Origin of the sequence: Halosaccharopolyspora lacisalsi (genome assembly GCF_014137975.1) — a bacterium.
In the GTDB taxonomy this organism is placed as follows: Bacteria; Actinomycetota; Actinomycetes; order Mycobacteriales; family Pseudonocardiaceae; genus Halosaccharopolyspora; species Halosaccharopolyspora lacisalsi.
In genome coordinates this window covers 190,625-204,557 of the sequence record NZ_JACGWZ010000005.1, presented here as the reverse complement: position 1 = coordinate 204,557, position 13,933 = coordinate 190,625, and the positions used below count along the sequence as shown (strand labels likewise).

Sequence of the window (13,933 nt, the reverse complement as noted above, 5' to 3'; positions counted from 1 at the left end):
CGTCGTGTCCCGCACGATGCCCGCGACCGTGGAAACCCCGCAGGTGCGCAGCCTGATCGAAAGCAATCCGCGCACCCGGCTGATCGATGTACGCGCTCCCGGTGAGTTCGCCGCCGCCCACATCCCCGGCTCGGCCAACGTGCCGTTGGACCTGCTGCGCGAGCACCGCACCGAACTCACCGCAGCCCACGAGGACCCGGTCGTGCTGGTGTGCGCCTCCGGCGCCCGTGCCGAGCAGGCCCGCGGCGTGCTGGAAACAGCCGGACTGGACCAGCTCAGCGTCCTGTCCGGCGGGATCACGGGCTGGCAGCAGCACGAGGGCCCTATGACTCGCGGCTCAGGAACGTGGGCCATGGAACGCCAGGTGCGGCTGACAGCCGGGCTGCTGGTACTCACCGGCGTGGTGGGCAGCACCCTCCACGCCCCGCTGAAGTGGATCGCCGGGTTCGTCGGCGGCGGCCTGACCTTCGCCGCGATCACCAACACCTGCGCCATGTCGCGGGTGCTGGGACTGCTACCGCACAACCGCACCCCGAAGTCCGATGCAGCGACCACGCTCCAAGCCCTGACCAGCGAGCAGTCCCCGGCGGGCTCCCCCTCACGCTGACCTGCCCACCCCCGGGCGGGTGCGCCCGGGGGTGGTCGGCGTCGTCGTGTGCGTGCACGACACGCTCCTGCACCTACCCGACCTCGCGGTCACCCACCGCGCTCCCGACCCCAACGGCATGTGGCGACCGTCGCCGCCCTCGGACGGCCCGACCCAACCAGCCGGCCACGCTGAGTCCTGGCCCGTGCCCGCCCATCCCCTCAGCGGTCGGGGTGAACGTCTCAGCCAGCTTCCACCCCGAGACCACCCGCCCGGGCGCAACAACGACAGCACGCAACTCGACACCCAAAACCCCCGGGACGTCTTTCCGGCGTATCCGGTTCCCACCCCCCGGAACGGCTACTCGGCGCCGCGGTGATGATCGGTGGTCAGGACGCCGCCTGGGTGTAGGTCAGGTGCAGCACTCCGTTCTCGAAAGCCTCCTGCCCCGACAGGGTCAGCGGCGTACGTGGTGTGCCGTCCGGGAACAGCTTCGCTCCCGATCCCAGCACGACCGGGTAGACCAGCAGGTGCAGCTCGTCGACCAGACCGTCGGCCAGCAAGGCGCGCACCAGGGTGCCGCTGCCGCTGACGTAGATGCCGCCTTCGACCTCGCTCTTGAGCGTGCGGACGGTCCGCGGATCGTAGGCTCCGAGGACGGTCGAGTTCTCCCAGTCGTCGGCGGAGTCCAGCGTGGACGAGACCACGTACTTCGGGGTGTCGTTGAAAAACGGCGCCCCCGGATCGTCCTCCGCGGTGCGAACGGACCAGGCCGGAGCGAACATCTCGTACGTGGTGCGGCCCAGCAGGATCGCAGAGCTGGAACCCGTCAGGTCACCGAGCGCTCGGCTCATCCCGTCGGTGAAGCCGTAGCCGGCCGTCCAGCTCGGACTCTCGAACACGCCGTCGAGGCTGACGAACTCGTGCACACCGATCGCTCCCATGATGGTCTCCCCTTCTCATTATCCGCCGTCGAATAATCCCCCGTGGGGAACCGCGGCGCTCGGTAAGCAAGACGTCACCGATCAGACACCAAGAGGCTCGTTCCAGTCCAACAACCGAACGAGGTCATCCGCCGACTCGACAGGCCGAGCACCGGACTCCTGGGGTCGGCCGGTGTCGAGGGCGGCTTGGGATCTCAGTTCGCGACGGCGGCCGGTTTCGGTTTCGCGACGTGGCGCAGTACCACGACGACCAGTGCGGACAGGGCGAACGCCACGGCGGCAGCGACGGTTGACACGGTCTGCAGCGCGTCGGTGAACGCGGTCCGGGCGGTGTCGAGTACGAGCGTGCCCTCGGCGGGCGGTAGGCGGTCGGCGACGGCCGCCGCGCCGCTGATCGTGTCGCTTGCCTCGGCGCGCGCGTCCGGGGGCAGTTCGGAGGCTGTGGTGGCCATCCGCGTGCGGTAGAGCACTGTTCCCAGGCTGCCGAGCAGGGCGACGCCGAGCGCCGCTCCGAGTTCTCCGACGGTCTCGTTGAGCGCCGAGGCGGACCCGGTCTTGTCCTCCGGCACGCTGCCGACCACCAGCTCGGTGCTCAACGCCATCAGCGGCGCGGTGCCCAGGCTGATGACGACGTTGCCGACGACGACCACCGCCAGGGCCAGTGCCCCGCCGACCTGGGTGAACACGATGAAGCCGGCACCGCTGACGACCGAGCCGCCGGCCACGATGAACGCGATGCGGACCCGTTCGGCCAGCCACGGCGACAACTGCGTCCCGACGATGACGGCCAGCGCCTGCGGCACCATCCAGGTCCCCGCCACCAGCGGCGAGAGCCCGAGCACGATCTGCAAATATTGCGTGACGAACACCTGGATCCCGGCCGTGGTCAACAGCCCCACCAGCAGGGTGACCATGCCGGTGGTGAACGTGCGGTTGGCGAACAGCCGTAGGTCGACCAGCGGCTGGGCGAGCGCGAGCTGGCGCCGGACGAACACCACACCGCCGGCCACCCCGACAGCGATCACGACCAGCGCCGTCACCACCGGGCCGCCGGCCGCGAGCTCCTTGAGCCCGTAGACCACGCCCAGCACCACGACCAGCGAGAGCACCACGCTGACCGGGTCCAACCGGCCCGCGTTCGGTTCGCGGTACTCCGGCAGGACCCGCGGCCCCACGACCAGCAGCAACACCATGATCGGCACGCCGACCAGGAACACCGCGCCCCACCAGAACCACTGGACGAGCAGCCCACCGGCGACCGGGCCCAGCGCGACCCCGGCCGAGAAGCAGCTCATCCACACCGCGATCGCCCGCGCCCGCTGTGCCGGCACGGTGAACATCGTGGTCAGCAGCGCCAGGGTGGACGGCATCAGCGTCGCCCCGGCGAGTCCGAGCAGGCCGCGCGCCGCGATGAGCATCAGCCCGCTCGTCGAGAAAGCCGCGAGAACCGACGCGGCCCCGAAACACGCGGCCCCGATCAAAAGCAGCCTTCGCCGCCCGATGCGGTCACCGAGCGTCCCAGCCGTCACCAACGTGCCGGCGATGACGAACGTGTAGATGTCGACGATCCACAGCAGCTCGCTGCTGGAAGGCGCCAACTGCGCGCTGATCTCGGGCAAGGCCAACAACAAGATGCTCGCGTCCATCGACACGAGCAACGTCGGCAGGCCGAGGACCACCAGCCCCCACCACTCCCGCCGCCCAGCACGGACAGGCGTCCGATCCGTCATCATCGCTACCTTTCGCTCAGCCGTCCGACCGACCCGTTCCGTGGGCCGGGAGGTGTGTCCGGTGTCGACCTGCACCAGGGCTTCTCAGTCGCGTGTGGACAAGCTCCGTGTCCGCGGGCGACGGGCAAACCGACGCGGCAACGCTAAGACTTCAATAAAACTAGAAGTCAACCTGTGATCAGGAACTGTGCCATGAGGAGACTCGACCTCTGTCGCAACTCGGTGACCAGTGTCTTCCCACTACTTTGCGACTCAGCAGGCCTTCAGGTGTCCAGAGGCTCGTTCCAGTCCAGCAGCCGAACGAGGTCATCCGCCGACTCGGCAGGCCGGGTGGCACCGGAATCCTGGGGGCGGCCGGTGTCGAGGGCGGCGCTCGCGCTCACGTTGGCCTCGGCACGAGGACGACGAAACCGCTCGAAAACCTCCAGCGCCTCGGCCCTGCCGGAAGTGTCGCGCAACGCCTTGCCCAGCACCACCGCGTCCTCGAGCGCCATCGACGCACCCTGCCCACTGGCCGGGGAGGCGGGATGCGCCGCATCCCCGACCACCACCATGTCGTCGTCACGCCACCGAGGTAGCGCGGCGATGTCGCGGGCGTCGGTGGCGAACAGTCGATCGTCGGTGGAGGCGACGATGTCCGCCGCCGGTGTTCGATCCGGTCCGAACGCGGCCTCCAGGTGAGCGCGCCAGTGCTGCGGGGGTGTCTCGGCGATCCCGGTTCGGTCCGACTCGGGTTCGGGCAGGCGAGCGAACCACCAGGTGTCGCCCCGCGGGGAGACGGTGTAACCGAAGGCGCCCGAGGACCCCCGGATCATGCGTATCACCCCCACCTCCGCCCCTGGTGGAGTGGACGAGGAGTAGCCGTAGAACACGCGCACTCCCACATAGCGCGGCGCAGGGGCCTGACCGTCGATGAGCGTGCGTACCGTCGAACGCAGCCCGTCGGCACCGACGAGCAGCTCGCCCACCGCCGAGGTGCCGTCGGCGAAGACCGCCCTGACTCCGTCGTCGCACCGCTGCGCGTCCACGAGCCGCTTATCGCGTTCGACCGTGACGCCCCGGTCGATGGCCTCCGCCTGGAGCGCCCGATACAGCTCGGAGCGGTGCAGGCACTGATACCCGGACAGGTGCGGACGCGCCGGGCTCAGCGTCCGAGAATCGCGCAGCTCCCCCGCCGCGTCGAAGGCTTCCAGCGTGTGCAGGTGAAACCCCGCCTCGACCACGCGGTCCGACGCCCCGAACGAGTCGAGAGCCAGCATCCCGTTGGGGCCCAGCGTCAGAAACGCCCCCGCGTCGTCCCCGCCCGACGAGTAGGACTCGAAGACCGTGGGGGACCACCCCGCCCGCTGCAGCACCATCGCCGTCGCCGTACCGGCCACACCGCCACCAATCACCAGAGCGCGCCCCATGAGCACTCACCGTCGTCCCTCCCCGAGCTGCTCGCTTGAGCTTGCCCGGTCGTCCTTGCGAACCCGCTCGAAGCTTGGCACAGCGCTCGGGGACGTTCGCGAACAGCACAGCGGCCCGGCCACGACCACTCGGAACGGCGCCCCGTCCATTTCGGTCAGGGGCGCCGCTCCGGGTGAGCTCAGGCGAAGCGATCCACCTTGACGGCGTTGACGAACGCCTGCCACTGCGCACCGGTGGTGGTGAAGTAACCGGCCGAGCGGTCCTTGGTGTCACGCACGGCCGCGCCGGCGCCGATGCGCCCGACTTCGACGCAGTGCGAGGTGTTCTGGGACCGGGTGGATTTGCGCCAGCTGCTCGGATCGAGCGATAATCTCATGTCGTCTCCATCTCGTTGATGACCCTGGCGATGAGTTCCCGCGAGTCAGTGGGAGTCATCGTTGCCTCGATCACCGTATCCACGGCTTGCTGATACGCCCCGACATCGTCGGGCTCGTGAAAGAACAGTGCCGACCGGCGGTTCTCGACCTGGATGACCGGGGGCTGATTCGTGAACTCGACCAGCAGGAAGGGACCTTCCAACGCGGGGTGCCACCCGGCACCCATCGGCACCACACGGAGTTCGACATTCGGTAATTCGGCATCCGCGAGGAGCGATCGCAGCTGTTCGACCATGACGACCGGTCCGCCGATCATACGATGCAGTGCGCTCTCGTCGATGATCGCGCGCAAGTCCGTGGGATTCTGTCGCAGTAGTGCGTCGCGGCGGCCGACCCGGATCGCGACGCGGGGCTCCACCTCGTCGGCCGGTACACCACCAGCACCGATAATGGCTCGCGCATAGCCGCTGGTTTGCAGCATACCGGGGAGAAGAGCGGCGGATACGTCGACGATGCGCGTGGCGTCTCGTTCGATCTCCAGCAGTGTGGCGAGCTGGCGCTGTTGCTCGGGTAGTCCCGATGCGATCCAGTGCGGTCCGTCCGTGTTCCTGGCGAGTTCAACCAGTTCTTCGCGAGTGTCGCCGTCCACTCCGAGCGCGCCGAGAACGGCAGCGACGTCGACCGGGCGCGGAGCTCGTTCTCCCGACTCCCACCTTCCGATCGTGGTGTGTGACTTGCCGAGCTTCACGGCGAGCTGCCGAGCGCTGAGCCCGGCGTCCTCGCGAGCACGCCGAAGTTCCACGCCAACGGCACGTGCCTTGGGAGTGGTGCCAACCATGTGCCACAGGATAGTCACACGCTGTGTAGCCACAGCAATCACTCGAATGAGATCTTGTGCCAGATGGCACCAGTAAATAATTTTATCGGTGCCAATTGGCACCACCGTTGTCGCGGTGCTGCCCGTATAGAAGAGAGATCAACGATGGGTCGACACGTGGAGATCACACCGGGAGTGACGGTGTACCGGCCGGGGTGGCGCCCGCACATGGAACGCCGCCCCGACGAAACGCGAGAGCAGCACAACCACCGGCTGTCGCACTCCTGCTACCGATGCGGCCACTACGAACCCGACGACGCGATCCTCGACCCCCACGAAGAGACCTGCACCGGCACACCCCCGGCCACCGAACAACGATCACGACCCCGCTGATGCTGCTCCGAATCGCGGTGATCACAGCATCCCTCGCCCTCGGAATCTGGCTGTGGCACGCCGCGATCAGGGAAACACAGCGGGCACAGTAGTCCCGCTCCTGTACACGACCATGCTGCCAACAGCCCTCGCCGGTACGCGGCCGGTGAACGCGTCGTTCTGGCAGTCTCAACAGGCAGCCGCACCGCCAAAACGACACGTTCACCCCTCGGGAAAAACCTCGCCGGGCGGATCATCAGCGGAGCGGATCCAGGTGCCGCATCAGCTGCGGCACGGGTCGACTCACCAGCGAGTCGGCGACGAGCCTGCCCGTCAGCGGGCCGAGCACCATTCCCCACATGCCGTGCCCACCGGCGACGTGCACCCTCGGCGACGAGGTCGCTCCGACCAGGGGAAGACCGTCGGTCGTGCACGGCCGCGAACCGACCCACTCGTCGTAGCGCGCGTTCCAGTCGACCCCGGTGAACATCGGACGCACGGCGTCGATGATCGTGCGAACGCGCCGGGAATCCAGCGGCGCTCCGGCAGCGGCGAACTCCATCATGCCTGTGACCCGGAACTTCTCCCCCAGCGGATTGCACGCGACGTGCTGGGCGGGAAGGTGGATCGGGTGCGTGGGCATGGCCGCGGGCTCGACGCTGAAGCTGTACCCGCGTCCGGGGTGGACGAGCCGGCGCACGCCGAAGGACCGCGCCAGCGCTCCCAGCCACGTTCCGTTCGCCAGCACGGCCGCGTCCGCTCGAACGGTGTTTCCCCCCGACGAGACGAGTTCCGTTCCCGCCGCACCGAGATCCCGCACGTCGGTCACGTCGAATCCCTCGATGATCTCGTCACCCGCGGCCCGGACGGCGTCCGCCAGGGAGCGCACGGACTCGGGGGGATCGATGAAGCGTTGGCCGTGCACCCGCACGCCCGTCCGCACGTTCGCGCTCAGGGTGGGCTCGAGCGCGCGCAGCTCGTCACCGTCGGCGAGGTCGTAGTCGATCTCCGCCCCGGTCGCTCGCACCGCGTCGAGCTCGGCGACCAGGTCCTCGCGGTCCTTCCCGGACGCACAGACAGCCAGGAACGGGTCGGCGCGCTTGCTGGTCACGACACCGCTGTCGCCGAGCTGGTCGTAGGCGTCCAGGCTGATCCGGTTGAGCTCGTTGAACACGGCCATCGTGCGGCGCCACCGGATCGGGGTGCAGTGCCGGGCGAGCCCGGCCAGGAACGGCCACAGGGACCGGCCCCCCGCCCGCGCGAAAGTCACCGGCGACGAGCTGTCGAACAACGAGGTGATGCCGGATCGCACCACGCTCGGCTCCGGCATCGGTTTCGTGAACGCCGGTGTCAGCAGACCGGCGTTGCCCCACGAGGCGCCGGCCGCGACCCCGGAGCGGTCGACGATCGTGGTGCGGACGCCGCGCTGCTGCAGGAACCAGGCCGTCGACAGCCCGACCATGCCCGCTCCCACGATCGCGACGTGTTCGGGGCCGGAATGCGTGCTCATGCTCTCGATCACCCTTCTCGGACTCGCTCGGACTCGTCGCGGTCGACTCGTCACAACACATCGGACGACACTTCCGGAAACCGGTCCAGGGGTTTCCCGGCGGTTTCCGGACTCATCACGATCGGCACCAGCGCGATCAGCGCGACGAGGATCAGGTAGAAGGCCGGTACGAACAGGCTCCCGGTCGCGTTCACGACGAAGGTCATCAGCAACGGGGCCGTACCTCCGAACACCGCGAACGAGACGTTGTAGCCGATGGCCACACCCGTGCCCCGCACGCGCGCCGGGAACAGGGCCGGAAGCGTCGCGGTCGTCGTCCCCAGGATCGGGACGTGGCACAGCGTCAGGATCAGCATCCCGGCCAGCGCGGGCTGCCACCTCGCCTGCCCGATCAGCCAGAACGCCGGGTACGCCAGGACCACGTAGCCGACGGCCGCCGCGATCAGCATCGTCCTGCGGCCGACGCGGTCCGACAGCACGCCCGCGAGCGGTATGGCCGCGGTCAGGACTCCACCGGAGACGAACACCAGCAACTGCGCGGTCGCCGAGGACATGCCGAGATTCCGCGACAGGTAGCTCGGCATGTACGTGAGCAGCACGTAGGTACCGATGCTCGAGTAGACGACGATGCCGCCGCAGATCACCACGCGAAGGCGGTGACCGGTGAGTACCTCGCGCACCGGAGCGCGCGCTTCGGCGGCCTGCTCGGTCAGCGCGGTGAAGCTCGGCGTGTCCGTCAGCCGCAACCGCAGGTACAGCCCGATCAGGCCCAGCGGCAGCGCCACGAGGAACGGGACGCGCCATCCCCACGAGTGCATGGCCGCGTCCGACAGCGCGTAGGTCAGGGAGGTGGTCAACCCGGACGCCAGCAGGAACCCGCCGATCGCGCCGCACTCCAGCCAGCTCGCCCAGAAACCCCGACGCGCGTCCGGGGCGTACTCCACGACGAAGGTGGAGGCACCGCCGTACTCGCCGCCGACCGCGAAGCCCTGCACCATCCGCGTGAGCACCAGGGCGATCGGGGCGAGGACGCCGATCGCGCCGTACCCGGGCAGCACGCCGATGACGCAGGTCGCCCCGGCCATGGTGAAGATGGTGATCGCCAGGGTGCGCTTGCGACCGATCCGGTCGTTGAGCGGAGCCAGCAGGAAAGCTCCGAGGGGACGGACCACGAACGCCACGGCGAAGGTGGCGAACGAGGCCAGCAGGGACAGGACCGGGGCGGTGGGCGGGAAGAACACCGTCGCCAGGACGACGGCCAGGTAGCCGTAGGTCGCGTAGTCGTACCACTCCGTGGCGTTGCCGATCATCGCGGCCGTCACGGCACGTCGCCGCACCGCCGGGGTGCTCCGGGGTTCCCGCTCGACGGTGCCGCTCATGCCGAACGTCCGGGTATCTCGACGAGCTCGGCCGGACCGTGGGTGAGCACCCGGGCGCCGTCCCGCTCGACGACGAAGGTCTGGCTCAGCCCCACGCCGGCCCGCCCGAACGAGCGGAACGACGCCGGCACGTGGAAGACCATCCCCTCCTGCAGCACCTCGTGGTTGTCCGGGGAGAGGAAGGAGGGCGCGCCGTCCATCCAGTGCGGCTTGTGGGCGAGTCCGACGGGATAGCCGAACAGGTGGTGGAACATCACGTCCTCGGGAAGCGGGCCGAGGGCCTCGGAGGCGCGCTTGGCGACCTGCGAGCACGGCACCCCGGCCCTTGCGTTGTCCAGCACGGCGGCGAGCGCGGTCCGCGCCAGGTCGGCCAGCCGTCGCTCGGTCGCGCCGGGTCGTCCCAGTGACAGGGTGCGCATGACCGGGGCGTGGTAGCGGTGGTGCGCACCGGCGAACTCCAGGAAGGTCGCTCCGGTTTCCAGCCGGCGGTGCTGCCAGCTCGAGTGCGGGATGCCCGCCCGCGATCCGGTGACCACCACGGGACCCCACACCGACGGGGAGTCGGCGTGCTCGAACAGCGCTGCCGCGATCGCCGCGGCGACGGAGGAGTCGGTCGCCTCGGGATCGCCCGCTTCCGCGACGGCTGCCTCGACACCCGCTCGGGTGGTCAGCGCCGCCTGTTCGACGCAGCGGATCTCGGCGTCCGAGAGCACGAGCCGCACCCGCTCGACGAGGTGGTCGGTGTGCACGACCGTGACGTGCTTGGTGCGCAGGATCTCCACCGCTTGCGGGGGTGTGGAGGTGTGGTCGACCTCGACGCCCACCCGGGCGGTGTTCGGCAGCACGCTCGCGGCGTGGTCGAGGAACAGCTCGAGGCCGCGCAGCGCGTCCGCGTATCCGCAGCAGCGGATGTTGTCCACCTCCGAGCTGGCCAGTGCCCGCCCCACCTCCAGGTCCGGCACGTACAGGTACGTCTCGGACTCGGTGACCAGCAGCGGCTGGGGCGCCGTCTCGGCCGTGTGGTGCCCGCAGAGGTACTCGACGCTGGAGGGCCTGAACACCACCATCGCTTCCAGCCCGGCGTGCGACATCCGGCGTCGAACCTCTTCCACGCGCGCCTCGTACTCGGCGCGGTCGAAGGGTCTGTCCTCGGCGTTTCGCACCGATTCGACCCGCTCCGGACCGAGCCACGGCGGCATCGGGGCCCGTCCCAGGGGGGCGACGTCCGGGACGGTCGTCGTCGGACTCATCTCATCACCTCGTCCGCGTCGTGAGAGCTTCCCCGGGATCGGACGGTTCGTCACCGCGCTGATCGATGCCGGGCACCGGCAGTCTGGGAGGCCCCGCCCCGCACGTCCATCGACGAGTTCTTCACCCGATCGTTTAGTGTTCCTTGGTGGAGTTGTCGTTGCACCGGTTGCGGATCCTGCACGAGTTCTCGCGGCGCGGGACCGTCACCGAGACGGCCGCCGTGCTGCACTACACGACCTCGGCCATCTCCCAGCAGCTGGATGCCATGGAGCGCGAGGTCGGCCTGGAGCTCCTGGAGCGCGTCGGACGCCGCGTCCGGTTGACCGAAGCCGGTCGGGTGCTCGCCGAACAGGCCGCGGAAGTCCTGGTCGCCGAGGAACGCGCACGGCTCGCCCTGGAGCGGGCGCAGGAAGCTCTCACGGCGAAGCTGACCGTGGGAGTGCTCGCGACGATCGCCGCGTCGCTCGTGCCGCCGACGCTGGCGATCCTGGCGGAGCGACACCCGGAGATGCACGTCAGGACTCGCGAGGTGACTCCCGAGGAGGCCGTGACGGCGGTCCGCGACGGGGATCTCGACCTGGCGTTCGTGCTCGACTACCCCGACTCGCCGACGTCGTGGGACCTCGCCCTGGAGTCCACCCTCGTCGGTGTCGAACAGCTGCGGCTGGTCGTTCCCGGCGGGCGGTGCGACTTCGACGGCCCCGTCGCGCTGACCGATCTCGCCGACCACTCGTGGGTGGTCTCGGGAGACGGCACCGACTTCGGCAGGGCGCTGCTGGCCGTGTGCCGCCGAGCCGGTTTCGAGCCCCGCGTCACGCACCAGGTGGACGAGCAGGCCACGGCGATGGCGATGGTCGCGGGCGGGCTCGGCATCACCCTCGTGGCCGACCTCGGGCGCGCGCTGCGCCCCGCGGGTGTGGACGTCGTCCCGCTGCACGATCCGCTCATGCGCCGCGTCCTGCTGCTCCGGCGCGCCGCGACACGTGACCGACCCTCGGAACGGGCCTTCCTGGACGCCGCGCTCGAGGCCGCCTCCTCGCTCGGCCTGGAGCGCGGGGGAACCGACTGACCCGTCCGGCGAGCGGCTCGACGGTGCTCGCACCGGATCCCGACCGTTGACCTCGAAGACCGACCAGCATCCCCCATGACGTGCGACGATGAGAGATCGTCGGCGCGGGCTGGCACCGCCGCTCCCCCACGTGTAGTATTCGAGTTGGTCGTTGTTTCTGGGTTCGTGTTTGTGCACGCTCGCTCAGATGTTGAAGCGGGCGCGCTGCTGTCTTTGGTTGTTGCTGGAGTAAGCCGCCGTCTGAAGATCCCCGGCCCGGGCTGCCACGCAGTGTGGTTGTCCGTCATACCCCAGCTGTCATAAGGAGACAGACATGGCACAGGGAACCGTGAAGTGGTTCAACGCCGAAAAGGGCTTCGGCTTCATCGCACCCGACGAGGGTGGCCCGGACGTCTTCGTCCACTACTCGGCGATCGACGCCAGTGGCTTCCGTAGCCTGGACGAGGACCAGCAGGTGACCTACGAGGTCACGCAGGGCCCCAAGGGTCCGCAGGCCGCCTCCGTGCGCGTCTGACGTTCTCTTCTCGACGATCGGTGGCCCCTCACCTTCGGGGGTGGGGGGCCACCGATTTTTTCGTACCCCGGGGCCCGGCTCAGGCGTCCCGCAAGTGGTCCCGCAGCACGCGGGCCACCCGCGCCATGAGCACGTCGGCTTCCGGTTGGGTCGTGGCCGGTACTCGGGACTCCGTGAGCGCGGCGATGGCGAACGCCTGGCCGTCCGCGTGTTCGACGACACCGACCTCGTGCCGGAGGTTCAGCAGGGTCCCGGTCTTGGACGACCACGTCGAGGCATCGGAACCGAAGTCGGGCGCCAACCGCTGCCGCAGCAGGTTGTGTCCCATGAGTCCGCGCACCCGCTCGGCGACGTCCCCGTCGATCTTCGAGGGAGTCCACAGTGCCTGCAGAAGGTCGACGAAGGCGCGTGCCGAGCCGGAATTCGCGCGAGTGACGTCGAGCTGAGGGATCCTGTGCCCGCGCCCGTCGGTGCCGGCATCGATGGCCAGGGAGTGGGCAAGGGGCATCTCGGAGGCGTCCAAGCGCTCCGCGGGGGTGTCGGTGAGACCGCCGAGACGATGCCGAGCGGTGATCCCGCGCAGTTGCCACTCCCGCAGCATCCGCATGACCTCCTCGGGGGAGGTCAGCTCGAACAGCGCGTCGGCCGCCACGTTGTCGCTGATCGACATGGACAGGTACAGCAGATCGTCGATCGCCACCCGGGCGGGGTGGCGAAACCTGCTCAGTCCGGTCGGACCCGGTGTGGTGATGCGACCGGGTCGCACCCAGCGGAGCTGGGAGCCGTCGAGTTCACCGCGGTGGATCCGGTCGACGGTGACGGCGGCCAGCGGGACCTTGATCAGCGAAGCGATCGGGAACCGCACGTCCGGCTCGATACCGAGTTCGCGGCCGGATCGCAGGTCGCGCACCAGGAACGAACCGCGCAACCCTCCGTCGTCGAGTTCGGCGACGAGCCCGCTGACCAGCTTTTCAGCCCTCACTTGTGCTCCAGTGTCCTGCGCGGCGTCCGCACCCGGTCGACGACGGGGCCGCGCCACGCGATCGTGTGCTCACGCCGACTCGGCGGTGCCGGAACTTCCGACGCAGCGTGCGATGCCCTCCCACAGCTGAGTGCGCAGGCGTTCGGCGTCGTCGCCGGGGTCCGCCGTGACGTCGAAGCCGCGTGCGAGCCGAAGCTCGGCCATCGGCCGCCACTGTAGTCCGAACTCCCGTGCCTGCGCGGCCGAGCACAGCAGGAGGTCCGCCGACCCGAGAACCTCGGCGACGGCCGAACTCAGCGCATCGACCACGGTGACCTGGGTGGGGCGCAGTCCCACCGCGTCGCGGAGCCGCACGAGGTGGTCGCGAACGTGCGGTACGTCATCCTCCGGCTGGATCCAGATCCGGCGGCGCGGGGACCGACCCGAACGGCCGATACGCAGGGTGTCCAGGTGGATGGCTCCCGGGCGGAGCTCGACGGCGCTGGCCAGGCCCAGCGGCACGGTCCAGCACCCCTCGTCGGCGGGCACCGCTGTGAGGGCGGCCCGGACCTCGCGAACGCGCACGAGTTCGCTCCGCTCGCTCGGACTCGCCGGCCGGAACTCGAGGAACAGTTCGTGCGCGCGTGCCTCGGCGTCGAGTTCGGCGAGATCGCGGGTGGTGCAGGTCGTCGGCACGGCCATCGGCAGCGGGCGGAGCCTGGCGCGCTGCGCGTCCTGCTCCATCGCGTCGGCGAGCTGCACCAGCCGTCGCGCCCACGGCAGCATGTCCCGGCCGAACGGGGTGGGATTCGCCCGCCGGGTCGAGCGGTCGAACAGCCGATCACCGAGGTGGCGCTCCAGCGCGGCGATGCGGCGGCTGGCCACCGGCTGGGGGACATCCGCCGCCGCGGCACCCTGCGTGAAGCTGCCGACCTCACTCACGCACACGAACGCCCGGCAGCTGCTGACGAGATCCACGGCGACCATTCTATGCGTGTTCGGCATGGAACCGC

14 protein-coding genes are annotated in these 13,933 nt (G+C 69.5%); 4 read left to right on the top strand and 10 right to left on the bottom strand.

The annotated features are described in order from the left end of the window. The first annotated feature begins 4 nt into the window (after positions 1 to 4). A complete protein-coding gene (locus FHX42_RS17570) occupies positions 5 to 607 on the top strand; it encodes a rhodanese-like domain-containing protein (RefSeq protein ID WP_328796339.1) in 603 nt (200 codons plus the stop codon). Positions 608 to 975: 368 nt separating this feature from the next. Here the strand turns inward: FHX42_RS17570 and FHX42_RS17565 are convergent, their stop codons facing one another. The 5 genes from FHX42_RS17565 to FHX42_RS17545 all read right to left on the bottom strand — a co-directional run bounded on the left by FHX42_RS17565 (position 976) and on the right by FHX42_RS17545 (position 5,987). Continuing rightward, a complete protein-coding gene (locus FHX42_RS17565) occupies positions 976 to 1,530 on the bottom strand; it encodes a dihydrofolate reductase family protein (RefSeq protein ID WP_182545504.1) in 555 nt (184 codons plus the stop codon). 194 nt (positions 1,531 to 1,724) lie between these two features. After that, positions 1,725 to 3,260, bottom strand: a complete 1,536-nt coding sequence (locus tag FHX42_RS17560; RefSeq protein WP_182545503.1) for an MFS transporter — start codon at positions 3,258 to 3,260, stop codon at positions 1,725 to 1,727. A 263-nt stretch (positions 3,261 to 3,523) separates the two neighbouring features. Then, complete coding sequence (locus FHX42_RS17555; protein ID WP_182545502.1) at positions 3,524 to 4,669, bottom strand: FAD-dependent oxidoreductase; 1,146 nt, start codon at positions 4,667 to 4,669, stop codon at positions 3,524 to 3,526. 179 nt (positions 4,670 to 4,848) lie between these two features. Beyond that, entirely contained in the window at positions 4,849 to 5,046 is a 198-nt protein-coding gene (locus FHX42_RS17550; protein ID WP_182545501.1) for a DUF397 domain-containing protein, read from the bottom strand. Then, the gene (locus FHX42_RS17545) at positions 5,043 to 5,987 is read right to left on the bottom strand and encodes a helix-turn-helix domain-containing protein (protein ID WP_328796335.1); all 945 of its coding nucleotides are present in this window, start codon (positions 5,985 to 5,987) and stop codon (positions 5,043 to 5,045) included. Before FHX42_RS17545 ends, FHX42_RS17550 begins: the two co-directional genes overlap by 4 nt. A 42-nt stretch (positions 5,988 to 6,029) precedes the next feature. On the opposite strand from FHX42_RS17545, the gene FHX42_RS17540 reads away from it, so the two are divergent. Further along, entirely contained in the window at positions 6,030 to 6,257 is a 228-nt protein-coding gene (locus FHX42_RS17540) for a hypothetical protein (protein ID WP_182545770.1), read from the top strand. Between the two features lie 235 nt (positions 6,258 to 6,492). On the opposite strand, the gene FHX42_RS17535 is transcribed toward FHX42_RS17540, so the two are convergent. From FHX42_RS17535 to FHX42_RS17525, 3 genes are read right to left on the bottom strand one after another with little or no spacing between them, the layout of a single operon-like run. Then, positions 6,493 to 7,746, bottom strand: coding sequence for an NAD(P)/FAD-dependent oxidoreductase (locus tag FHX42_RS17535; RefSeq protein ID WP_182545500.1), 1,254 nt, complete (start codon positions 7,744 to 7,746; stop codon positions 6,493 to 6,495). Positions 7,747 to 7,796: 50 nt separating this feature from the next. Beyond that, positions 7,797 to 9,125: an MFS transporter gene (locus FHX42_RS17530; RefSeq protein ID WP_182545499.1), complete on the bottom strand. Its 1,329-nt coding sequence runs from the start codon at positions 9,123 to 9,125 to the stop codon at positions 7,797 to 7,799. After that, positions 9,122 to 10,375 (bottom strand): M24 family metallopeptidase, encoded by a 1,254-nt coding sequence (locus FHX42_RS17525; protein WP_182545498.1) that lies wholly within the window; start codon positions 10,373 to 10,375, stop codon positions 9,122 to 9,124. The genes FHX42_RS17530 and FHX42_RS17525 overlap by 4 nt, the downstream gene beginning before the upstream one ends. A 146-nt stretch (positions 10,376 to 10,521) precedes the next feature. Between FHX42_RS17525 and FHX42_RS17520 the strand changes: the two genes are divergently transcribed. Both FHX42_RS17520 and FHX42_RS17515 read left to right on the top strand, forming a co-directional pair. Further along, entirely contained in the window at positions 10,522 to 11,445 is a 924-nt protein-coding gene (locus FHX42_RS17520) for a LysR family transcriptional regulator (RefSeq protein ID WP_182545497.1), read from the top strand. A gap of 313 nt (positions 11,446 to 11,758) precedes the next feature. Continuing rightward, positions 11,759 to 11,959 (top strand): cold-shock protein, encoded by a 201-nt coding sequence (locus FHX42_RS17515; protein WP_182545496.1) that lies wholly within the window; start codon positions 11,759 to 11,761, stop codon positions 11,957 to 11,959. Positions 11,960 to 12,038: 79 nt separating this feature from the next. On the opposite strand, the gene FHX42_RS17510 is transcribed toward FHX42_RS17515, so the two are convergent. Together FHX42_RS17510 and FHX42_RS17505 are read right to left on the bottom strand one after the other, a co-directional pair. Further along, positions 12,039 to 12,941, bottom strand: coding sequence for a serine hydrolase (locus FHX42_RS17510; RefSeq protein ID WP_182545495.1), 903 nt, complete (start codon positions 12,939 to 12,941; stop codon positions 12,039 to 12,041). 69 nt (positions 12,942 to 13,010) lie between these two features. After that, on the bottom strand, positions 13,011 to 13,907 hold the full coding sequence (locus tag FHX42_RS17505) for a LysR family transcriptional regulator (RefSeq protein ID WP_220480550.1): 897 nt from the start codon (positions 13,905 to 13,907) through the stop codon (positions 13,011 to 13,013). Positions 13,908 to 13,933: the final 26 nt, after the last annotated feature.

Bases quoted from the DNA above. Each gene is read 5' to 3' on its own strand.
- FHX42_RS17565 (WP_182545504.1), bottom strand. From the start codon at position 1,530: ATGGGAGCGATCGGTGTGCACGAGTTCGTCAGCCTCGACGGCGTGTTC.
- FHX42_RS17560 (WP_182545503.1), bottom strand. From the start codon at position 3,260: ATGACGGATCGGACGCCTGTCCGTGCTGGGCGGCGGGAGTGGTGGGGG.
- FHX42_RS17555 (WP_182545502.1), bottom strand. From the start codon at position 4,669: ATGGGGCGCGCTCTGGTGATTGGTGGCGGTGTGGCCGGTACGGCGACG.
- FHX42_RS17550 (WP_182545501.1), bottom strand. From the start codon at position 5,046: ATGAGATTATCGCTCGATCCGAGCAGCTGGCGCAAATCCACCCGGTCC.
- FHX42_RS17540 (WP_182545770.1), top strand. From the start codon at position 6,030: ATGGGTCGACACGTGGAGATCACACCGGGAGTGACGGTGTACCGGCCG.
- FHX42_RS17535 (WP_182545500.1), bottom strand. From the start codon at position 7,746: ATGAGCACGCATTCCGGCCCCGAACACGTCGCGATCGTGGGAGCGGGC.
- FHX42_RS17530 (WP_182545499.1), bottom strand. From the start codon at position 9,125: ATGAGCGGCACCGTCGAGCGGGAACCCCGGAGCACCCCGGCGGTGCGG.
- FHX42_RS17525 (WP_182545498.1), bottom strand. From the start codon at position 10,375: ATGAGTCCGACGACGACCGTCCCGGACGTCGCCCCCCTGGGACGGGCC.
- FHX42_RS17515 (WP_182545496.1), top strand. From the start codon at position 11,759: ATGGCACAGGGAACCGTGAAGTGGTTCAACGCCGAAAAGGGCTTCGGC.
- FHX42_RS17505 (WP_220480550.1), bottom strand. From the start codon at position 13,907: ATGGTCGCCGTGGATCTCGTCAGCAGCTGCCGGGCGTTCGTGTGCGTG.